This window comes from Pseudorhizobium flavum (assembly GCF_044142885.1).
GTDB classification, from domain to species: domain Bacteria; phylum Pseudomonadota; class Alphaproteobacteria; order Rhizobiales; family Rhizobiaceae; genus Neorhizobium; species Neorhizobium flavum.
Window position 1 is genome coordinate 39,426 of the sequence record NZ_JBIOKZ010000007.1, and the last position, 17,901, is coordinate 57,326.

At 63.5% G+C, this 17,901-nt stretch carries 23 protein-coding genes and 1 pseudogene; 11 read left to right on the top strand and 13 right to left on the bottom strand.

What is annotated here, in order from left to right:
* Nucleotides 1-157 precede the first annotated feature (157 nt).
* Nucleotides 158-550, top strand: a pseudogene (locus tag ACEPP2_RS14215) (DUF1036 domain-containing protein); the annotation flags it as partial.
* Complete coding sequence (gene pyk, locus ACEPP2_RS14220) at nucleotides 550-1,989, top strand: pyruvate kinase (RefSeq protein WP_077549614.1); 1,440 nt, start codon at nucleotides 550-552, stop codon at nucleotides 1,987-1,989. The pseudogene ACEPP2_RS14215 and the gene pyk, both read left to right, overlap by 1 nt.
* 6 nt (nucleotides 1,990-1,995) lie before the next feature.
* On the opposite strand, the gene ACEPP2_RS14225 is transcribed toward pyk, so the two are convergent.
* From ACEPP2_RS14225 to ACEPP2_RS14250, 6 genes are all read right to left on the bottom strand, one after another.
* Nucleotides 1,996-3,006, bottom strand: coding sequence for an alpha/beta fold hydrolase (locus ACEPP2_RS14225; protein WP_395516970.1), 1,011 nt, complete (start codon nucleotides 3,004-3,006; stop codon nucleotides 1,996-1,998).
* 14 nt (nucleotides 3,007-3,020) lie between these two features.
* Nucleotides 3,021-3,611 (bottom strand): tetratricopeptide repeat protein, encoded by a 591-nt coding sequence (locus tag ACEPP2_RS14230; RefSeq protein ID WP_395516971.1) that lies wholly within the window; start codon nucleotides 3,609-3,611, stop codon nucleotides 3,021-3,023.
* 98 nt (nucleotides 3,612-3,709) lie between these two features.
* Entirely contained in the window at nucleotides 3,710-3,835 is a 126-nt protein-coding gene (gene ykgO, locus ACEPP2_RS14235; RefSeq protein WP_003497670.1) for a type B 50S ribosomal protein L36, read from the bottom strand.
* A 129-nt stretch (nucleotides 3,836-3,964) separates the two neighbouring features.
* Nucleotides 3,965-5,044, bottom strand: a complete 1,080-nt coding sequence (locus ACEPP2_RS14240; RefSeq protein ID WP_395516972.1) for a 5-(carboxyamino)imidazole ribonucleotide synthase — start codon at nucleotides 5,042-5,044, stop codon at nucleotides 3,965-3,967.
* Nucleotides 5,044-5,541 (bottom strand): 5-(carboxyamino)imidazole ribonucleotide mutase, encoded by a 498-nt coding sequence (purE, locus tag ACEPP2_RS14245; RefSeq protein ID WP_052639284.1) that lies wholly within the window; start codon nucleotides 5,539-5,541, stop codon nucleotides 5,044-5,046. Before purE ends, ACEPP2_RS14240 begins: the two co-directional genes overlap by 1 nt.
* 13 nt (nucleotides 5,542-5,554) lie before the next feature.
* Complete coding sequence (locus ACEPP2_RS14250) at nucleotides 5,555-5,758, bottom strand: YdcH family protein (RefSeq protein ID WP_052639282.1); 204 nt, start codon at nucleotides 5,756-5,758, stop codon at nucleotides 5,555-5,557.
* Nucleotides 5,759-5,989: 231 nt separating this feature from the next.
* Between ACEPP2_RS14250 and ACEPP2_RS14255 the strand changes: the two genes are divergently transcribed.
* Entirely contained in the window at nucleotides 5,990-6,166 is a 177-nt protein-coding gene (locus ACEPP2_RS14255; protein ID WP_152339536.1) for a YdcH family protein, read from the top strand.
* Nucleotides 6,167-6,269: 103 nt separating this feature from the next.
* Here the strand turns inward: ACEPP2_RS14255 and ACEPP2_RS14260 are convergent, their stop codons facing one another.
* Entirely contained in the window at nucleotides 6,270-6,530 is a 261-nt protein-coding gene (locus ACEPP2_RS14260; protein WP_052639280.1) for an ArsR/SmtB family transcription factor, read from the bottom strand.
* A gap of 135 nt (nucleotides 6,531-6,665) precedes the next feature.
* On the opposite strand from ACEPP2_RS14260, the gene ACEPP2_RS14265 reads away from it, so the two are divergent.
* Nucleotides 6,666-7,034: a hypothetical protein gene (locus tag ACEPP2_RS14265; RefSeq protein WP_395516973.1), complete on the top strand. Its 369-nt coding sequence runs from the start codon at nucleotides 6,666-6,668 to the stop codon at nucleotides 7,032-7,034.
* Here the strand turns inward: ACEPP2_RS14265 and ACEPP2_RS14270 are convergent.
* Entirely contained in the window at nucleotides 7,023-7,784 is a 762-nt protein-coding gene (locus ACEPP2_RS14270) for a sulfite exporter TauE/SafE family protein (protein ID WP_281976548.1), read from the bottom strand. The genes ACEPP2_RS14265 and ACEPP2_RS14270 overlap by 12 nt on opposite strands.
* A 95-nt stretch (nucleotides 7,785-7,879) precedes the next feature.
* On the opposite strand from ACEPP2_RS14270, the gene ACEPP2_RS14275 reads away from it, so the two are divergent.
* Together ACEPP2_RS14275 and ACEPP2_RS14280 are read left to right on the top strand one after the other, a co-directional pair.
* Complete coding sequence (locus ACEPP2_RS14275; protein ID WP_395516974.1) at nucleotides 7,880-8,533, top strand: thiamine phosphate synthase; 654 nt, start codon at nucleotides 7,880-7,882, stop codon at nucleotides 8,531-8,533.
* Nucleotides 8,534-8,541: 8 nt separating this feature from the next.
* Entirely contained in the window at nucleotides 8,542-9,648 is a 1,107-nt protein-coding gene (locus ACEPP2_RS14280) for a tetratricopeptide repeat protein (protein ID WP_395516975.1), read from the top strand.
* On the opposite strand, the gene ACEPP2_RS14285 is transcribed toward ACEPP2_RS14280, so the two are convergent.
* Entirely contained in the window at nucleotides 9,649-9,987 is a 339-nt protein-coding gene (locus ACEPP2_RS14285; RefSeq protein WP_395516976.1) for an SdpI family protein, read from the bottom strand. It lies immediately after the preceding gene.
* A 200-nt stretch (nucleotides 9,988-10,187) separates the two neighbouring features.
* Between ACEPP2_RS14285 and ACEPP2_RS14290 the strand changes: the two genes are divergently transcribed.
* The 3 genes from ACEPP2_RS14290 (at nucleotide 10,188) to ACEPP2_RS14300 (ending at nucleotide 13,171) form a co-directional block, all read left to right on the top strand.
* Entirely contained in the window at nucleotides 10,188-10,988 is an 801-nt protein-coding gene (locus tag ACEPP2_RS14290; protein WP_281976551.1) for an inositol monophosphatase family protein, read from the top strand.
* A gap of 104 nt (nucleotides 10,989-11,092) precedes the next feature.
* On the top strand, nucleotides 11,093-12,136 hold the full coding sequence (locus tag ACEPP2_RS14295; RefSeq protein WP_395516977.1) for a flagellar motor protein MotA: 1,044 nt from the start codon (nucleotides 11,093-11,095) through the stop codon (nucleotides 12,134-12,136).
* Between the two features lie 3 nt (nucleotides 12,137-12,139).
* Nucleotides 12,140-13,171 carry a peptidoglycan -binding protein gene (locus tag ACEPP2_RS14300; RefSeq protein ID WP_142589918.1) on the top strand — a complete coding sequence of 344 codons (1,032 nt, stop codon included), beginning with the start codon at nucleotides 12,140-12,142 and terminating at the stop codon, nucleotides 13,169-13,171.
* On the opposite strand, the gene ACEPP2_RS14305 is transcribed toward ACEPP2_RS14300, so the two are convergent.
* Nucleotides 13,152-15,074, bottom strand: coding sequence for an ABC transporter transmembrane domain-containing protein (locus tag ACEPP2_RS14305; protein ID WP_345742142.1), 1,923 nt, complete (start codon nucleotides 15,072-15,074; stop codon nucleotides 13,152-13,154). The genes ACEPP2_RS14300 and ACEPP2_RS14305 overlap by 20 nt on opposite strands.
* A gap of 63 nt (nucleotides 15,075-15,137) precedes the next feature.
* On the opposite strand from ACEPP2_RS14305, the gene rpmE reads away from it, so the two are divergent.
* Nucleotides 15,138-15,359, top strand: a complete 222-nt coding sequence (rpmE, locus tag ACEPP2_RS14310) for a 50S ribosomal protein L31 (RefSeq protein ID WP_052639260.1) — start codon at nucleotides 15,138-15,140, stop codon at nucleotides 15,357-15,359.
* 121 nt (nucleotides 15,360-15,480) lie between these two features.
* Here rpmE and rcdA read toward each other — a convergent pair whose 3' ends face one another.
* Complete coding sequence (gene rcdA, locus ACEPP2_RS14315; RefSeq protein ID WP_281976554.1) at nucleotides 15,481-15,990, bottom strand: protease adaptor protein RcdA; 510 nt, start codon at nucleotides 15,988-15,990, stop codon at nucleotides 15,481-15,483.
* A 35-nt stretch (nucleotides 15,991-16,025) separates the two neighbouring features.
* On the opposite strand from rcdA, the gene ACEPP2_RS14320 reads away from it, so the two are divergent.
* Nucleotides 16,026-16,229 carry a hypothetical protein gene (locus tag ACEPP2_RS14320; RefSeq protein WP_395516978.1) on the top strand — a complete coding sequence of 68 codons (204 nt, stop codon included), beginning with the start codon at nucleotides 16,026-16,028 and terminating at the stop codon, nucleotides 16,227-16,229.
* 95 nt (nucleotides 16,230-16,324) lie between these two features.
* On the opposite strand, the gene ACEPP2_RS14325 is transcribed toward ACEPP2_RS14320, so the two are convergent.
* A complete protein-coding gene (locus tag ACEPP2_RS14325; protein WP_395516979.1) occupies nucleotides 16,325-16,516 on the bottom strand; it encodes a DUF1192 domain-containing protein in 192 nt (63 codons plus the stop codon).
* Nucleotides 16,513-17,790 carry an MFS transporter gene (locus ACEPP2_RS14330; protein WP_152337925.1) on the bottom strand — a complete coding sequence of 426 codons (1,278 nt, stop codon included), beginning with the start codon at nucleotides 17,788-17,790 and terminating at the stop codon, nucleotides 16,513-16,515. Before ACEPP2_RS14330 ends, ACEPP2_RS14325 begins: the two co-directional genes overlap by 4 nt.
* Between the last annotated feature and the right edge of the window lie 111 nt (nucleotides 17,791-17,901).

The following is a 17,901-nucleotide window of genomic DNA, read 5'->3' on the forward strand; positions in this document are numbered from 1 at the left end:
AGAGTTGCGTTGACTTTCCACCCTCGAAGGGCGAAGAAAGTGCTTCGCGAATAACCATGGGGTTCCATCGGAAGCCGTGTCGACATCATCCCGCCTTTCCCTCACCTTGCCGCTGCGTTACGTCCCCGCTGCCGCATTCCTCGCCTCGCTGTGCATCCCGCTGTTTGCCGCCGGCGCCGCCAAAGCGGACTTCCGGGTCTGCAACGGCACGCAGAATCTGGTCGGCGTCGCGATCGGTTATCGGGCGGAGGAAGGGTGGACGACGGAAGGCTGGTGGCAGGTCCCGGCCTCGACCTGCGCCACGCTGATCGAAGGCGAACTGCAGTCCCGCTACTACTACCTCTATGCCGAAGATGCGGCACGCGGTGGCCGCTGGACCGGTGAGGTCAACATGTGCGTCGCCGAGAACGAGTTCAAGATCGTCGGCGTCCAGGACTGCTTCGCCCGCGGCTACCAGCGCATGGGCTTCAAGGAATACGATACCGGGCGCCAGGGCAGCTGGATGGTACAGCTGTCGGACGCGCCGAGCACGCAGGAAGGCCAGAATTGATGAAGCGTAACCGCAAAGTTAAAATCCTTGCGACACTGGGGCCTGCGTCATCCGAGGAAGACACGATCCAGAAGTTGCATGAAGCGGGCGCAGACCTCTTCCGCATCAATATGAGCCATGCCAGCCACGACACGATGCGCATGCTGATCCAGCGTATCCGGGCGGTCGAGACAAAGTGCGGCCGACCGATCGGCATTCTGGCCGACCTCCAGGGGCCGAAGCTGCGCGTCGGGAAGTTCGCCGACACCAAGGTGGCGCTGGAGCCGGGGCAGACGTTCACGCTGGATAATCGTGACGAGCCGGGCGATGCCACGCGCGTCTTCCTTCCGCATCCGGAAATCCTGTCGGCCGTGAAGCCGGGCGACCGCCTGCTGATCGACGACGGCAAGCTCATGCTGCGCGCCGAAAAGACTGACGGCAAGAAGATCGTCTGTACCGTCGTATCCGGCAACAAGATCTCCGACCGCAAGGGGATCAGCTTGCCCGATACGCTTCTGCCGGTGGGCGTGCTGACCGACAAGGATCGCTCCGATCTGGACGCTGTTCTCGCGACGGGAGAAGTGGACTGGGTGGCGCTCTCCTTCGTGCAGCGGCCGGAGGACCTCGCGGAAGTGCGCAAGATTGCCCGCGGCCGCGTCGGCCTGATGTCGAAGATAGAGAAGCCACAGGCGATCGAGCGGATCGACGAAATCATCGAACTGTCCGACGCGCTGATGGTGGCCCGCGGAGACCTCGGCGTGGAGATGCCGCTCGAGGCGGTGCCAGGCCTGCAGAAGCAGCTGACCCGCGCCTGCCGCCGGGCCGGCAAGCCGGTGGTCGTCGCAACGCAGATGCTCGAATCTATGATCAGTTCGCCGGTGCCGACACGTGCGGAAGTCTCCGACGTTGCAACCGCGGTCTTCGAAGGCGCCGACGCCGTCATGCTCTCGGCAGAATCCGCCTCCGGCGATTATCCGGTCGAAGCGGTGGCGACCATGGCCTCGGTTGCCAGCACGGTCGAGCAGGATCCCTATTATTCGAACATCATCTACGCGCAGCGGCCGACGCCGGAAGCAACGGGCGCAGACGCCATCTCGCTTGCGGCCCGGCAGATCGCCGAGACGCTGAGACTATCCGCCATCGTAACTTATACCTCGTCCGGCAATACGGGCCTGCGCGCCTCGCGCGAACGGCCGCAGGTTCCGATCATCGCCTTGTCGCCGATCGTCCAGACTGCGCGAAGGCTTTCGGTCTGCTGGGGCCTGCATTGCGTCGTCTCCCATGACGCAGAGGATCTCGACGACATGGTCAATCGTGCCTGCCGGATCGTCGTGTCGGAAGGCTTTGGCGCTCCGGGCGACCGCATCATCATTTCGGCCGGTGTACCGCTCGGCACGCCAGGCGCGACCAACATGCTGCGCATCGCCTATATCGGGGCGGACGGACAGAGCGGCATCTGATTCCGGTCAGGAGCGAGGGGCGCTCTGGCCCCTTAAGCGAGCCTCGGCCGCGCGGGCGATAGCCTCGAGATCGCGGTCCTGCCCCGCCAGCTTTTCCAGCGCTGCCACGGCCACATCCGGTACGACATAGTCAGGCTTATGTCCGAGGCTATCGATCCAGACGAGGTCGGCATGCTCGATATCTCGCTTCAGGCCGACCGAGTGAATCTCCTCGGCGACGATGGCGTCGCGGTTTCCGGTAATCACAACGGTCGGTGCGGTGATCGAGCTGTATCGGGCCGCCACCTGCTTCACGTATTCGTTGAGATTGGCGACGTCGATCGCGTTGTTGCGGAAGTTGCGGGGGCGAAGGACGAGCGCCGGCGCGCCTTCCGTCACGTATTTCTCCGGACGGGGGTTCGGATGGAAGACGGAGTGGGTCGCTCCATCGATGCGCACTAAGCCGGCCGGCAGGGCCACAAGGCGGCTGAAAAGCCATCCAATGTAGGGCTTCTTTGCCAGGTCATAATACCAGTCGACGCCGCCCGGCCAGGGATGGGTAGCGGGCGCGAGGAAGAGCAGTCCAGCCGTCTTTTTGGGGTGCTCCAGTGCGAAGCTCGCAGCGATCGCGCCGCCGAAGGAGTGACCCACGATGATGGCACTCTCGATGCCACGCAGTTCCATCAGCCGCGCAATGGCATTTGCCTGGCCATCGGGCCAGGCATTCCGTTCGCTGCCGCGCTCCGAATAGCCGTGCCCGGGACGATCGACGAAGAGCAGGTCGGCGCGGCCCTCAAGCCGACTGCGGAACGCCGTCTCCTGATCGCGCAGGTTGCCGCTTGCCCCATGGATGAAGACGATCGGCGGCAGGTCCGCATCCTCGCCCGCAGGGACGAACAGCGAGTTCATGCGGAAGCCGCCGACATCGATCAGTTCGCCGTGATTGGGATAGCTTTGCTCGATGGCGCGCGCCTTCCAGGCGGTGAACCCGAAGGCGGCCGCGAACAGTCCGGCAATGGCGAGGGGAAGGATGACCATCGGGCGAGGAATCCTCAGGTGCGGCTGCCGGCAAGCTTTTCCTCAAGCTTGATCGCCGCCTCCTGGGCCTCCCGGTCTGCAGGATAGACCGTGAGGTATCGCTGCCACGCCTTCAGCGCCAGTTCGTCCTGACCATTCTCGGCGAGTATTCCCGCAAGCCCTGAAAGAGCACCGAAATGACGCGGCTCCCGGATCAGGACCTGGTTGATGTCTGCCATTGCCTTGCGGCGATCGCCCATGGTGAAGTGAAGGCCGGCGCGGCGGTTCCAGACCTCCGCATAGTCGGGCTTGAGGATGGTCGCCTGGTCGAGGAAGTCGAGGGCGGCGGCATTGCGCTTCTCGTTTGCGGCCTTCGTCGCCCACTGCATCAGAAGGTTGACGGTGGCGCTGCCCGAATCATCCCACTCGGCCAGTATCTGGCTGGCGATGCCGCGGGCCCTGTCGGGGTCGCGTTCGCGCTTCAGCGAATCGAAGAGACCGGCTAGCCTGGCTTCCGGTGAGGCCTGCGTGGCCGGGGCGGCGGCAGGTTCGGAAGGCTGCGCCGATGCCGCAGAGGCCGCGGCAAGGACGGAAACAAGGAGCAGGCTGAAACGAAAATGGCGCATGCGGAAATATGTAATCCGCATGCGCCGAAGGTCAAACCCGAATAAGCCTGCGCTCGACAAATTGAACGGTACCGGCCTGGCCGATGCCGCAGTGTCGATCAGCCCTGGCGGGCCTTGAAGCGCGGGTTCTGCTTGTTGATGATGTAAACGCGGCCCTTGCGGCGAACCAGACGGTTGTCGCGATGGCGGGCCTTCAGCGCTTTCAGCGAATTCTTGATCTTCATTGCTCTTGTCCGCAGGTTTACGAGCGTTTGGGCCCGCTTGTCATTACAATCAAAAGCGCGCCGCTTTTTCCCGGGAAGAAGGGCGCGCTCTCAAGGTTGGCGTGCAGATACCGCGACGCATCGCGCCTGTCAACCATTCCGCTGCTTTTTGGGGCCGGTGAGTTGCGTCACGTGACCCATCTTGCGGCCCTCGCGGGCCTCCGTCTTGCCGTAGAGGTGCACCAGAACGTCCCGTTGCGCGAGCCATTCTGGAACATTGCGGATGTCGTCGCCGATCAGGTTGGTCATCACGCAATCGGAATGGCGCTCAGGATTTCCGAGTGCCAGGCCGGAGACGGCGCGAATGTGCTGTTCGAACTGCGAGACGACGCAGGCGGCCTCCGTCCAGTGGCCGGTGTTGTGGACCCGGGGGGCGATCTCGTTGGCGACGACGCTGCCATCTGGCATGACGAAGAATTCGATGCCGATGACGCCGACATAGTCGAGGGCTTCGAGAAGCCTGCGAGCCGCCTCGACGGCATGGGCCGCGGTCGCGTCCGATATGCGGGCGGGCAGGGTCGAGGTGTGGAGGATGCCGTTCAGATGGACGTTCTCGGCAGGATCGTAGCAGGCGACGGTACCGTCCCGGCCGCGAGCGGCGATGATGGAGATCTCCCGCTCAAAGGCAACCAGGCTCTCCAGAATCAGTGGCACCCGGCCGAGCGAATCGAAGACACCCGCCGGATCGTACTCCTGCGAGCGGAAGAGACGCTGGCCCTTTCCGTCATAGCCGAGGCGGCGGGTCTTGAGCACGCCACGATCATCGAAGTCCGCGAGTGCCTTCTCCAAGTCGTCCTGGCTGTCGACCGCTCGGAAATCGGCGGTGGCTATGCCGCAGTCGTTCAGGAAGCGTTTCTCGGTCAGCCGGTCCTGGGCGACCTCGAGCGCTCTCGGCGGTGGATAGACCGGCACGAACTGCTGGAGCCTCGCTGCCGCCGCGACCGGCACGTTCTCGAACTCATAGGTGACGATCTGGCAGGCGCGGGCGAGCGCGTTGAGCGCATCCGGATCGTCATAGGGAGCAACGATCTGTTCGCTGGCAAGCTGCGCGGCCGGACAATCGGATTGCGGTTCCAGCACGATGATGCGGAAGTTGAGACGGGCAGCTGCCATGGCCAGCATCCGGCCCAGCTGCCCGCCGCCGATGATCCCGATCGTGGTGGCGCTCATCAGCCTTCGTCCATAGGGTATTCGGCAACGCTGGCGCTCTGGTCGGCGCGCCATTCGTCGAGCCGGTCGGCAAGATCCTCGTCGCCGAGCGCGAGGACCGCGGCGGCCAGCAGCGCAGCGTTGACGGCGCCTGCGCGCCCGATCGCCAGTGTGCCGACGGGGATGCCCGCGGGCATCTGGACGATGGAGAGAAGGCTGTCCTGCCCGGAGAGCGCCTTGGATTGCACGGGAACGCCAAAGACCGGAAGGGGTGTCATGGCCGCCGTCATGCCGGGGAGATGCGCCGCTCCGCCGGCACCGGCGATGATCACCTTGAACCCCTCGTCGCGGGCGCCCCTGGCGAAGCTGACGAGCCGGTCCGGCGTGCGGTGGGCGGAGATGATTCTCGCTTCATAGTCGACATCGAGCGCGTCGAGCGTATCGGCGGCATTCTTCATCGTCTCCCAGTCGGACTGGCTTCCCATGATGATGGCGACTGCAGGTCTCTCGGATGTCATCCGCATATTCCCCTCAGGCGATGATGTCGGGCAGGATCTGGTCTTCCAACTGGGTGATCTTGTCCTTGATGACCAGCTTCTTCTTCTTCATGCGCTGGATGCGCAGGGCTTCGCTGCCAACCTGGATCATCGCGTTGATCGCGGCGTCATAATCCTCGTGCTCCTGACGGAGCCTCGCAAGCGCCAGCCGAATATCCGCCTGTTCCTGGTCCGCCATTTCCACTGTCCCCATTCAACTCGAAACCTGTGCCCGATCGTCGGTAATGTGCGCAAGCTCCTACCACCAAACGGCATTAACTGGAAGTTATGCACGGCCACCAATTTGCCGCGCTGAAGCCTTGTTTTCACCTTCGACAAACGCCGCGGTTCATGTCACAATTTCTACGTAAACCTGAAGCCTCCGGCTCAAAGGGATAGCCGGGGCAGGTTGCCAAGGAGGACATGCCGCATGACCATTCAGGCTCATATTGCATCGCTTGAAAAGAAGCACGGTGCTCTCGAAGAGGAGCTCCAGAGCGTTCTTGCGTCTCCCTCTGCTGACGATCGCCAGATCGCAGACATCAAGCGCCGCAAGCTTCGTCTCAAGGACGAATTGCAACGTCTGAAGGCGTCGACGCGCCACTAACCCTCAAGGAGAATGTCCCGCCGCCGGCGCCAGCCATAGCGGTGCCACGCAAGGCGGCAACGAAATCATCCACCCAAGCCTTCTGGTCGTGGCCATCTGCTGGTCACGACCAGAACTGGTCCAGCCAGAGGTTCAACCTGTCGAACCCGCTGTTGTTGACGGAATAGATCCGGCGCGTTCCCGCGACATTCACCACGACCAGATTGCAGTCGAGCAAGGCCTTCAGGTGCTGCGAAACCGCGGGCCGGCTGATTGGAAGACCCTCCGCAAGTTCCCCAACCGTTCTCGGTGCGCGACGAAGCTCCTCCAGCAGGTGGCGCCGGTGCGGATCGGCGATGGCAGCGAAGGGGTCGGTGCTCGTCATGACCGCAGGCTAGCCCAAGCCTTGCCGGGAGACAATCCTGTTTGTGCGCTGCAGCAAGGCCGCCGAAAAAGGTGATGCAGCTTGCCCGAGACCAGGAGCCGACCTAGGGTTCGCTCTTGAGACGGGAGGTGGGCGATGGGCTACGCCAGAGAAGACTATGATCAGGCGTTCGAGGACGCATGTCAGGCGCTAACGTCGGCCCGTGAGTTGCCCATGGTGCGAGGGCAGATGCTGCGGGTGGAGGAGGTCCTGTGGCTGGCGCTCCGCCGCGTCTTCGCAGGGATCGCGGTGGCGGTCGCCTCACTCGTCGTCCTGCCGCCGGTCTATCTTCTGGATCTACCGCAATCCCTCGCGACGGGCCTGTTGGTCACCGGAAGCCTGCTCGCGGTCTCGGTCCTGGTCTACTGGCTTTGCCGACTCGTGTTCCACCTCGAGATATCAAGCCGAATCAGGGGGCGACGCTTCGGCGAAGGTCTGATCGAGCCTGATGCCTCAGGCCAGTGAGTCCCAGAGAAGCTTCAGGCCGGTGACGAGGGCGAGGCCGTAGGTGAGCGGATAGAAGACCTCGGTCTTCAGGTTGCGGATGATCCAGGCTCCGAGCATGGTGGCGACGAGGGCGACGGGAAACAGCGTGGCGGATGCGACGAGGTTTTCCGTGTCGAGCGCGCCGAGCGCAAAATAGGGTATCAGCTTGATCGCGTTCACCAGGGCGAAGAAGCGCACGCTGGCGCCGGTATAGGATCGCGGATCGAGCTTGAGTGGCAGGACGTAGATCTGGAAGGGCGGGCCGCCCGCATGGGCCACGAAACTGGCATAGCCGGAAAGCGTGCCCCAGAGGGTCGCGCGGACGGGGCGGTGCGGCAGCGGTGGCGCCTCGCCCCCCGCATGCGGCCACCACGCCTGGTAGAAGTATCGGGCGGCGAAGAGGATGGTGGAGACGGCGATCACGAACTTCAGGGCGTTCGGGGAAACATAGGCCGAGGTTGCCCAACCGAGCGCAATCCCCAGGATGCCGCCCGGCAGGAGTATCAGCAGCGTACGCCTGTCATTGTCGTTGCGCCACGCCCAGAGGGCGACGATATCCATGACGATCAGGATGGGAAGGAAGATCGCTGCAGCCTGTAGCGGATCGACGACGAGCGCCAGGATCGGCACGCCCATCAGCGCAAAGGCGCCGCCGAAGCCGCCCTTGGACAGGCCGACGAGGATGACGGCCGGGATGGCCGCCAGGAAGAAGGTGAGATCGAGAGGCATGGCAGATGGTTGATCCAGCAATCGGTCCGGTCTATCGAACGGGAGGAAAAGGCGAGAAACTACTCGTCTCACAATTTCGCGGTACAGGAAACACCATGACCGACGTCGAGAACCGCTGCCGCCTCGTCCTGATCCTTCCTGCCGGGGGCGATGTGCAGACCCTGGCGGACCAGCTTCGATCGGCGTTGGCCGGCGGTGACGTGGCGACCGTCATCATCCCGCAGTACGACCGGAATGACCATGCGTTCCAGGCCTTGGCCGAGACCGTGGTGCCCATCATCCAGGCGTCGGGGGCCGCCGCGCTGGTGGCGGGCGACAGTCGTGTCGCCGGGCGCGCCAAGGCCGACGGCCTTCATGTGGCAGGAAAGAAGGAGGAACTGGACGATGCCATCGTCAAGTTCACGCCGAAGATGATCGTCGGCGCAGGCGGCGCTGCCGAGCGCCACACGGCGCTGGAGATCGGCGAACTGCAGCCCGACTACATCTTCTTCGGCAAGTTCGAAGGCGACATCAAGCCAGAGCCACATCCCAAGAATTTGGCGCTAGGCGAGTGGTGGGCGTCGATGGTGGAGATCCCCTGCATCGTTATGGGTGGCAACGACGTCGCCTCCGTAGTGGCCGTCGCCGAAACCGGTGCGGAATTCGTGGCCCTGCGGGAGGCCGTCTTTGGGGGATCCCAAGCGGCGGAACAGGCGGTCGCGGAAGCCAACCGGCTTCTCGACGAAAAAGCGCCACGGTTTGACGCTTGATGAACGGCATGCGCCCGTTTTCGCTTTTTAATCTTGTTACCCGGCTCCTCCTCGCCACTGCGGCGGTGGCCTCCGCACCGGCGGCCGATGCCGCCGCGCAGCAGGCGCAGCGGGCGATGACGCGACCCGTCGAACCCGACGCCCAGCCGATGAAGAGGGGCAGGGTAGGGGAAGGCGGCGAGAACGCGCAACCGGATGGTATTGTGCCTTCCGGGGGGGTCGAGCTCTATCAGCGGATGGGGGCAGCCCTTCCTCCCGCACCGGAAGAAAAGCCAAGTGACAGGCCCGTGGACGAGGCCTATGGCGCTTACCAGCGCGGCCTCTACGTGACCGCGCTGGCGGAGGCACTGCCGAGGGCAGAGGCGGGCGATGCCGCCGCCCAGACATTGGTCGCGGAAATGATGTCCAAGGGACTGGGGATCAAGCGGGATCCGAAGACGGCAGCCTTCTGGTACGGGCAGGCCGCGGAGCGGGGTGATCCGGCCGCGATGTTCGAATACGCCTTGATGCTGATGACGGGCCGTCATGTGGAGCGCGACAAGGCGAAGGCGGACGACTACATGCGCAGGGCGGCGGAGGCGGGCAACTCGTCGGCGCAGTTCAACTGGGCCCAGATCCTGGTTTCCGACAATCCCGGTGAAAAGGGGCTGAAGCTCGCGCTGCCGTTCTATGAGAAGGCGGCGGCGCAGGGGCTCGCGGACGCGCAATATGCCGTAGCCCAGCTCTACGTGACGCTTGCCGACACTCCGCAGGAGAAGAAGGCTCAGGCCCGGATGTGGCTGCTGCGCGCCGCAAAGGCCGGCTATGATACGGCGCAGCTCGATCTCGGGCTTTGGCTGGTGAACGGTGTCGCCGGCGAACGTGACTTCGACGGAGGCTTCCAGTGGATGCGGGTGGCGGCACTGCGCGGCAATGTCGTGGCGCAGAACAAGCTCGCCCATCTCTACATCAATGCGCTCGGTACCCGGCCTGACCCTGTGGAGGCGGCGAAGTGGTACGTGCTGTCGCGTCGCGCCGGCCTGGCCGACCCGGAACTCGAGGATTTCTTCCTCGGCATCAACGAGGAGCAGCAGAAGAAGGCGATCGAGGCTGCCAACCGGTTCCGGCGAAGCTGATCAGCGGACGGTTGTAAGCGCGTGCCAGACGATGAGTGCGTGTCCGGTTGCCAGCGTCAGGAGGACGAGGAGCCAAAGGCCCTTGTAAAGTCGCGGCGAGGCCGAAGCCTTCGGATCGAAACGCGGCGTGACTGCAAAGAGCAGCGTGGCGAAGGCTGCGGCCAGCGGGACTATCGAGAATGCGAATGGAGCCGGCGCATAGCGGTTCGGCGTGCCGTCCAACAAAAAGTGGACAGCCAACTCGACTTCGGATCCCCGGAGCCACCATCCCCAGATCGATGCGGCCACCATCGCTGTCAGGAGAGCGGCGCTTGCGGTCAGGGGTAGGGTCATCTTCATCTGTCTCTCCGACGCATGCGGTCCAAATGGTAGTCATCATCTAGAGGTAGCGCGGATCGTCGCAAGAGCGGGGTCCTTGGACGACTTGAATTTCCCTCGTTTTTGTGGTCTTGAACCCGCCGATCACTACATTGCCTGACAAGGCGTCCCGCGGCAATTCACATGCGGGACAGGCTTCCGCAATCCAAGGACCTTCCCGCATGGCACGTTCCGCCCTTCTCAACGTCATGGTTCAGGCTGCCCTCAAGGCCGGCAAGTCGCTGTCGCGCGACTTCGGCGAGGTGCAGAACCTGCAGGTTTCGGTGAAGGGACCGAGCGACTTCGTCTCCCAGGCCGACCTGAAGGCGGAGAAGATCGTGCGGGACGAATTGCTCAAGGCGCGGCCGACCTACGGCTTCCTCGGCGAGGAAAGCGAGGAGATCAAGGGAACGGACGGCGCCCATCGCTGGCTTGTTGATCCGCTCGACGGAACGACGAACTTCCTGCACGGCATTCCGCAATTTGCGGTCTCGATCGCCTTGGAGCGCAACGGCGAGATCGTCGCCGGCGTCGTCTTCAATCCAGCGACGGATGAGCTTTACACGGCGGAGAAGGGTGGCGGCGCGTTCCTGAACGACCGCCGTCTGCGGGTTGCGGCGCGGCGCGTGTTGTCCGATTGCGTGATCGGCTGCGGCGTTCCGCATCTCGGGCGCGGAAACCACGGCAAGTTCCTGGTCGAGCTTCGCCACGTGATGGGCGAAGTAGCCGGCATCCGTCGCATGGGTGCGGCAGCGCTCGATCTTGCCTATGTGGCGGCCGGACGGCTCGACGGCTTCTGGGAAGCCGAGCTTTCTCCCTGGGACATGGCGGCAGGCCTGGTGCTGATCCGCGAGGCCGGCGGCTTCGTCAGCGACATTAGGGGCGGGACCGATATGTTCGGTGAGCGTACCGTCGTCGCCGGCAACGAGCACATCCAGAAGGCCCTGCTCGAGGTTGCCAACCGGCCCGTGCCGACGCGATAGCCGCAAGCCGGGCCGCCATCCCCGGCTGTGGACGGTTACGCACTTCAATTCGTCTCATTTTTCCACTAGCCTCCGGCAAACAGTACCGGAGGCCGAGTCACGACATGGTGGATGCGAGAGTGGACGATCTGGATGAGGCGGAAACCGGCCGGGCCGGCTACAGCCACAAGCTCTCCAATCCCGTCCCCTTTCTGTGGACGATGCTGATCTTCCTCATCCTTGTCGGGTTCATCGCCGCCATCCTGTACCGCCAGGCGCACACTGCCTTCATGACCAATCCGGGATTGAACGGCTTCATCCTCGGCGTCCTGATCATCGGCATCGTGCTGGTCTTCAACCAGGTGATCAGCCTCATCCCGGAGGTCCGGTGGTTCAACTCGTTCCGGGCAGCCGGAAGCGCAGACAAGGTCGGCCGCGAGCCGCGCCTGCTTGCTCCGATGCGGGCTCTTGTCAGCCGCCGCCGGATCATGTCGCTGTCTCCCTCCTCGCAGCGCTCGATCCTCGATTCGATCGGCACCCGGCTGGACGAGTCGCGCGAGATTTCGCGATACCTGATCGGGCTCCTCGTCTTCCTGGGCCTGCTCGGAACCTTCTGGGGCCTGATCGGCACGATCAGCTCGATCAGCACGGTGATCCAGACGCTCGATCCCAATGGCGGGGACACGAACGACGTGCTGAACGCGCTCAAGAGCGGCCTCACGGCGCCGCTCTCCGGCATGGGGACGGCCTTTTCCTCGTCGCTTCTCGGCCTCTCCGGCTCGCTGATTCTCGGCTTCCTCGATATCCAGGCCGGCCGCGCCCAGAACCGCTTCTATACCGAACTGGAAAACTGGCTGTCGTCGGTCACCGACATGGGGTCCGATATCTCGCCGGCCGCGACGTCCGCGCTTGGACAGAACGAGGAATTGCGGGCTCTGACCGAGCAGTTGCGGAAGCTGTCCGCCGTCCAGTCGAGGTCGCCGGACGGAGCGGTCAACGAGAAGTCGCTGTCGGCAATGGCGAACCTCGCCGAGGGCATTCAGGGGCTCGTGAAGAACATGCGCAACGAGCAGCAGATGCTGCGCGACTGGATCGAGGCGCAGCAGGAGGAGGCGAAGGCGCTGCGCCGGACATTGGACCGTCTTTCCGAGAAGATCGGGAGCAAGTAGCCGATGGCGCTCGTCAAAAACCGCCGTCGCGAGCGCGGCGTCGACTACTGGCCAGGTTTTGTCGACGCCCTGTCGACCCTGCTGCTTGCCATCATGTTCCTGCTTACCGTCTTTGTGCTGGCGCAGTTCCTGCTCAGCCGCGAGATCACCGGACGCGACGAGGTGCTGAACCGGCTGAACAGCCAGATTGCGGAACTCACCGAGTTGCTGGCTCTCGAGAAGGGCAATGCGCAGGATCTCGAAGATACGCTGGCCAACCTGCAATCCTCGCTAGCGAGTTCCGAGAGCGAGAGGTCACGACTGCAGGCGCTGCTCGACCAGGGTGCCGGCACGAGCGACGCCGCTAATGCGCGTATCGGCCAGCTGACGCAGGATCTGAACGAGGAACAGCAGGTCAGCGCGCGGGCGATGAGCCAGATCGAGCTTCTCAATCAGCAGATTGCCGCCTTGCGGGCGCAGATTGCGGCGGTGGAGCAGGCGCTACAGGCTTCGGAGGCGAAGGACCAGGCTTCGCAGGCGCAGATCGCCGACCTCGGCCGACGCCTGAACGTGGCGCTGGCGCAGCGGGTGCAGGAGCTCAACCGCTATCGCTCAGACTTCTTTGGCCGTCTGCGTGAAATCCTCTCCGACCGCGAGAACATCCGCATCGTCGGCGACCGTTTCGTCTTCCAGTCGGAAGTGCTGTTTCCGGTCGGGGGAAGCGAACTGGACGAGGCGGGGCGCGCGGAAATGGCCAAGCTTGCCGAAGCGTTGCTCGATCTTGCCAAGGAGATCCCGGCGGAGATCAACTGGGTGCTTCGCGTCGATGGGCACACCGACAATGCGCCGCTTTCCGGCACCGGACGCTATCGCGACAACTGGGAGTTATCCTCGGCGCGTGCGACGTCCGTGGTGAAGTACCTGATCGAGCAGGGCGTGCCGGCCAACCGGCTGGTTGCTGCCGGTTTCGGCGAGTTCCAGCCGATAGCCGAGGGCGATGCCACGGAGGCCCGCAACCAGAACCGGCGCATCGAACTCAAGCTAACGGAGCGCTGACGGCTTCGCGATTGATGTCGTGGAACTGCAGCCGCGCCAGCCGCGCATAAAGGCCACCCTTGGCAACGAGGCTTTGATGCGTTCCTTCCTCGACGATCCGACCCTCGTCCATGACGAGGATGCGGTCTGCCTTGAGGACGGTCGCAAGTCGGTGGGCGATCACCAGCGTCGTCCGTTCCTTCATCAGACCGTCGAGCGCTTTCTGCACCAGCGTCTCGCTTTCGGCGTCAAGGGCAGAGGTTGCCTCGTCGAGCAGCAGGACCGGCGCGTCGCGCAGGATGGCGCGGGCGATGGCAATGCGCTGCCGCTGACCTCCGGAGAGGGTAACGCCGCGCTCGCCGGCAAGCGTGTCATAGCCGCTGTCGAGCTTCTCGATGAATTCGTGCGCCTGTGCGGCAATGGCGGCGGCACGCACGGCGTCGCGGCTGACGCCGGTTCTGCCGAAGGCGATGTTGTCGTGGATAGAGGCGGCAAAGATCGTCACGTCCTGCGGTACGAGCGCGAGACGGCTGCGGATGTCCGAGAGGGACGCCTCCCGCAGGTCGATACCGTCCAGCCGTACGGTTCCGGAGACGGGATCGTAGAAGCGGAGCAGAAGAGAGAAGATCGTGCTCTTGCCGGCGCCGGAAGGGCCGACGATCGCGACCGTCTCGCCGGGGCGGACATCGAGCGAGAGGCCGTTCAGCGTCACGCTGTTTTCGCGGGACGGATAGGCGAAGGAGACGTTCTCGAAGGTGACGGCACCGCGCGGCGGCCTCGGCAAGGGAATGGGCGAGGCTGGCTCGCGGACGGCGGGGATCTCGTGCAGCAGCTCCGTCAGGCGTTCGGCGGCGCCGCCTGCCTGCGAAAGTTCGCCCCAGACTTCCGACAACTGACCGAGCGCGCTTGCGGCAATCACCGAGTAGAGAACGAACTGGCCAAGCGTCCCTGCCGTCATCGTACCGGCCAGCACGTTCTGGGCGCCGTACCACAACACCCCGACAATGCTGCCGAATACCATGAAGATCGCAAAGCCCGTCAGAAGTGCTCGCGAGCGGATGGCGGCCCGGGCCGCGCCGAACGCATCCTCGACCGTTGCCGCATAGCGGGCGGTGGCTGCGGCCTCGCCGTTGAAGGCCTGGACCGTGCGGGTCGCGCCGATCGTCTCGGATGCGAAGGCGGAGGTGCGGGCGAGCGTATCCTGGGCAGCGCGCGAGCGCTTGCGGACGGAGCGCCCGAAGGCGACCAGCGGGAAGACGATCACCGGAATGGCACCGAGCGCGAGCCCCGAGAGCTGCGGGCTCGTATAGATCATCATGGCCATCGCCCCGAGACAGAGGATGGTGTTGCGTAGCGCCTGGGAGGCCGCCGATCCGAAGGCGGACTTGATCTGCGTGGTGTCGGCGGTGAGGCGCGAGACGATTTCGCCAGATTGATTGACGTCGAAGAAGGCTGGCGAAAGACTGGTCACGCGCGCGAAGACGTCGCGGCGAAGATCCGCAACCACGCGTTCTCCCACTGTGATCACGAAATAGTAGCGAAGTGCGCTCGCCAGTGCGAGAAGCGTGGCCAGCCCGAGCAGCATGCCGAAGTAGTTGTTGATAAAGCTTCCGTCGGCGGCGGCGAAGCCGTGATCCACCATACGCCGCACTGCGAGTGGAAGGGCAAGGGTCGTCGCGGCGGAAAGGACGAGGGCGAAGAGGGCCCCCATGACGAGGCCGCGATAACGGGACAGATAGGGAAGAAGCCTTGCCAGCGGTCGGATGGCCTTGCCTTTCGGCTGTCTGTCTTCTGAATTCGCCACTTTACCCCCAGAGCGATCGGACTCTTTTCTGAGACCGGCGCCACTTGTGCTCCCGGCGCCCTTCCTGTATAGGCTCCGCATCGAATTGGGAAGCCGTGGCCAGCCGGTCTGCGGCTTCATTTATTGAAGAGGGTCTGCGATCGCAATTGCGACATATGGACCTCGCAGCGCAGGATTATCGACATGAAGGCTGACATCCATCCGCAATACCACACGATCAAGGTCGTCATGACCGACGGCACCGAGTACGAAACCCGCTCGACCTGGGGTTCGGAAGGCGCCACCATGAACCTTGAAATCGATCCGAAGTCGCACCCGGCCTGGACCGGCGGCAACCAGCAGCTCATGGACCGCGGTGGCCGCGTTTCCAAGTTCAACAAGCGCTTCGGCGGCCTCGGCCTCTAAGCCTTGCGCTGAATCAGTTTGGAAAGACCCGGCTCCGGCCGGGTTTTTTTATGCCCCAGCGGTTGGCGCAAAACAAAAAAAGGCGGGCCAAGACCCGCCTTTCGCGAAAGCGTCAGTATTTTCAGGCGCCGAAGGCTGTGTGCAGCAGGTTCAGCTGGGCACGAACGCCATTCTCGTTGCTCGGCACCGGGGTGTCGCCCGGGCGGTAGATTTCACGATCGAGCAGGGCGACGCGATTCTGCAGCCTCAGGGAGCGCTCGACGAGGTCGCGGAAACCTTCGGGCAGGTCGAGCCAGCCCGGCGCGTTCTTGTCGACGTTGAAGCCATCGAGGCGGACCTTGTTCTTCTCTGCAAGGACCTGATCGCGGCTCATCTCGCCATTGTTGACGGCGCGCTGCAGCAGGAGCCACGAGGCCATCTGCATCAGGCGGGTGGTCAGGCGCATGGATTCGGCTGCGTAGAGGACCGAAGCCACACGCGGCAGAACCTTGGAGGCGGCGCGTCCGGGGCCGTCGAGGTAGCTCGCGGTTTCTTCGACCAGCGACATACCCTCGGTATAAAGCGCCTTGAACTGCGACGAGGCTGCGGCGCGGCCTGCAAAGTTGACAGTGTTCAATCCGTGTTCGGACATCGAAATCATCCTGCTAACGCATCACAATACAGGCAATGACCGCGGGAAAGGAAAGTTCCCTGGCGCCTCTTCTCGAAGTTAAGATGGAGTTTATAGCGTCAAACCGCAAGGCGTTTCTTAAGGAAGGGTTAATACCCACACCTTTGCTCACCACGCCAAAAAGAAGAGCCGCAAAAGCGGCTCTCAAGGTAAAACAGGGAGAAAGTCAGACCTATTCGCCACGCGGTGAAACCGTCTGAATCCAGGAAGCCCGGATGTTCATCATCCTCTACGTTAATGATTAACATCCGGTTAAAGAAAGAAAGTATTCAGGATAAATTCCCGTTCTTGGACATCAGGAGCGGAAGAAACTGTCCGCAGCGCGTCGGCCGGCTGCCTTCTTCTGCTTTTCCGCCCCCAGGCGGCGGATTTCGTCCTGCAGGAGTGCAATCCGCCTGTCCAGTTCATCGGCCGACAGGGCGTCCAGTTCGCAACCGATCTCGTGGGAAACCGGCTTCTTCGGTCTGTCGTCATCCATGAAGCTCATGACGCTGTTCTCTCCTGATCCTGATCACTGCCGCCTTCGGCCGCACGAGGATTAAGCAGCAGGCTCTCGGGAGTCGTCAAGGAAGGCGCAAGTGCCGGCGAGCCGGCATAGCTGTCGCGTTCCTCCACCGGTACCGGCGCCCTGATCCGGCTTCTGAAGATCGCATAGGCGGTCACCAGGATATGGGAAAGCGCGGTGACGGCGAAGAGCGCGTGAGGGCCGAGCCAGGTCATGACCGGACCGCCGAGGGTCGGTCCGATGATCGTGCCCACCCCGTAGAGGAGGAGCAGGCCACCTGAAATCTTCACGAAATCCTCGGATGAGGCATGGTCGTTCGCATGGGCGACAGCGATGGGGTAGAGGGCGTTGGCTGCCGCTCCATAGAGGCTGACCAGGATCAGGATCATGTAGACGTTTGCGGGCTGGAAGAGGCTCAAGCCCACGCCGGCGACCGCTCCAAGACCCGCCAGGCCTGCGAGGACATATCGGCGGTCCATGCGGTCCGACAGACGGCCCGCAGGGAACTGCGCCACGGCACCGGCAAGGATCGTGACGCTGACCATGATCGCGATCATGTCTTCCGTCAGTCCGGCGCGGGCACCGAAAACCGCCACCAGCGTGCCATAGGCGCCATTGGCGGTTCCGATCAGCAGGATGGCGATGAAGGAAACGGGCGAGTTCCGGTAAAGGCCCTTGAGGTCAAGCCGCACCCGCTTCAGCGGCTGCGGTGACGCCGCCCTGGACACGGCTGTCGGGATGATCGCAAGGCAGTAGAGGATGCCGCAGATCATGAACAGGATGGGCGTCGACACGTCGGCAAAGGGGACCATCATCTGGCCGCCGACAACACCAAACAAAGTGATGGAGATATAGAAGGAGAAGATCGCACCCCGGCTTTCGTTCGTGGCGCGCTCGTTCAGCCAGCTTTCGATGATCATCGAGGTGCCGGCGGTGCAGAAGCCGGTAACGGCACGCAGGATCAGCCAGGCCGTCTGGTCAACCAGGATGCCGGTGAGCAGGACGTTGAGGCAGATGAGGGCGCCGAATCCCGCAAAGGCACGGACATGGCCGATGCGGCGCACGAGGTTGGGAGCGACGAAGCAGCCGACGACGAAACCCGTCGCCCAGGTGGTGCCGATCAAGCCGAGGATTTCGTTCGAATAACCTTCGGCCGAGCCCCGGACCGGCAGGAGAAGACCCTGCAGGCCATTGCCGAGGAACAGGAAGAGCGTGCTCGTCAGGAGCGCCAGAATGGGGAGGAGATTACGTCGCATCGTTCATGACCAGCTTCTTCCATCCAGCAGGCTTCGGGAGGGACAGGGGATTATATGTTGCGTCTGCCGTCAATCGAGGATTAACGGGCGGTGACAACGTTCCGGCATAGC

Excerpts from the sequence above, each read along its gene's own strand:
- ACEPP2_RS14240 (WP_395516972.1), bottom strand. The coding sequence starts at position 5,044 with ATGAGCGCCACCACGATCGGGATCATCGGCGGCGGGCAGCTGGGCCGG.
- pyk (WP_077549614.1), top strand. The coding sequence starts at position 550 with ATGAAGCGTAACCGCAAAGTTAAAATCCTTGCGACACTGGGGCCTGCG.
- ACEPP2_RS14290 (WP_281976551.1), top strand. The coding sequence starts at position 10,188 with ATGGCACGTTCCGCCCTTCTCAACGTCATGGTTCAGGCTGCCCTCAAG.
- purE (WP_052639284.1), bottom strand. The coding sequence starts at position 5,541 with ATGACATCCGAGAGACCTGCAGTCGCCATCATCATGGGAAGCCAGTCC.
- ACEPP2_RS14325 (WP_395516979.1), bottom strand. The coding sequence starts at position 16,516 with ATGAGCTTCATGGATGACGACAGACCGAAGAAGCCGGTTTCCCACGAG.
- ACEPP2_RS14330 (WP_152337925.1), bottom strand. The coding sequence starts at position 17,790 with ATGCGACGTAATCTCCTCCCCATTCTGGCGCTCCTGACGAGCACGCTC.
- rcdA (WP_281976554.1), bottom strand. The coding sequence starts at position 15,990 with ATGTCCGAACACGGATTGAACACTGTCAACTTTGCAGGCCGCGCCGCA.
- ykgO (WP_003497670.1), bottom strand. The coding sequence starts at position 3,835 with ATGAAGATCAAGAATTCGCTGAAAGCGCTGAAGGCCCGCCATCGCGAC.
- rpmE (WP_052639260.1), top strand. The coding sequence starts at position 15,138 with ATGAAGGCTGACATCCATCCGCAATACCACACGATCAAGGTCGTCATG.
- ACEPP2_RS14260 (WP_052639280.1), bottom strand. The coding sequence starts at position 6,530 with ATGACGAGCACCGACCCCTTCGCTGCCATCGCCGATCCGCACCGGCGC.
- ACEPP2_RS14250 (WP_052639282.1), bottom strand. The coding sequence starts at position 5,758 with ATGGCGGACCAGGAACAGGCGGATATTCGGCTGGCGCTTGCGAGGCTC.
- ACEPP2_RS14270 (WP_281976548.1), bottom strand. The coding sequence starts at position 7,784 with ATGCCTCTCGATCTCACCTTCTTCCTGGCGGCCATCCCGGCCGTCATC.
- ACEPP2_RS14285 (WP_395516976.1), bottom strand. The coding sequence starts at position 9,987 with ATGAAGATGACCCTACCCCTGACCGCAAGCGCCGCTCTCCTGACAGCG.
- ACEPP2_RS14320 (WP_395516978.1), top strand. The coding sequence starts at position 16,026 with ATGACCGCGGGAAAGGAAAGTTCCCTGGCGCCTCTTCTCGAAGTTAAG.
- ACEPP2_RS14275 (WP_395516974.1), top strand. The coding sequence starts at position 7,880 with ATGACCGACGTCGAGAACCGCTGCCGCCTCGTCCTGATCCTTCCTGCC.
- ACEPP2_RS14300 (WP_142589918.1), top strand. The coding sequence starts at position 12,140 with ATGGCGCTCGTCAAAAACCGCCGTCGCGAGCGCGGCGTCGACTACTGG.
- ACEPP2_RS14280 (WP_395516975.1), top strand. The coding sequence starts at position 8,542 with ATGCGCCCGTTTTCGCTTTTTAATCTTGTTACCCGGCTCCTCCTCGCC.
- ACEPP2_RS14305 (WP_345742142.1), bottom strand. The coding sequence starts at position 15,074 with ATGAAGCCGCAGACCGGCTGGCCACGGCTTCCCAATTCGATGCGGAGC.
- ACEPP2_RS14295 (WP_395516977.1), top strand. The coding sequence starts at position 11,093 with ATGGTGGATGCGAGAGTGGACGATCTGGATGAGGCGGAAACCGGCCGG.
- ACEPP2_RS14255 (WP_152339536.1), top strand. The coding sequence starts at position 5,990 with ATGACCATTCAGGCTCATATTGCATCGCTTGAAAAGAAGCACGGTGCT.
- ACEPP2_RS14230 (WP_395516971.1), bottom strand. The coding sequence starts at position 3,611 with ATGCGCCATTTTCGTTTCAGCCTGCTCCTTGTTTCCGTCCTTGCCGCG.
- ACEPP2_RS14225 (WP_395516970.1), bottom strand. The coding sequence starts at position 3,006 with ATGGTCATCCTTCCCCTCGCCATTGCCGGACTGTTCGCGGCCGCCTTC.
- ACEPP2_RS14265 (WP_395516973.1), top strand. The coding sequence starts at position 6,666 with ATGGGCTACGCCAGAGAAGACTATGATCAGGCGTTCGAGGACGCATGT.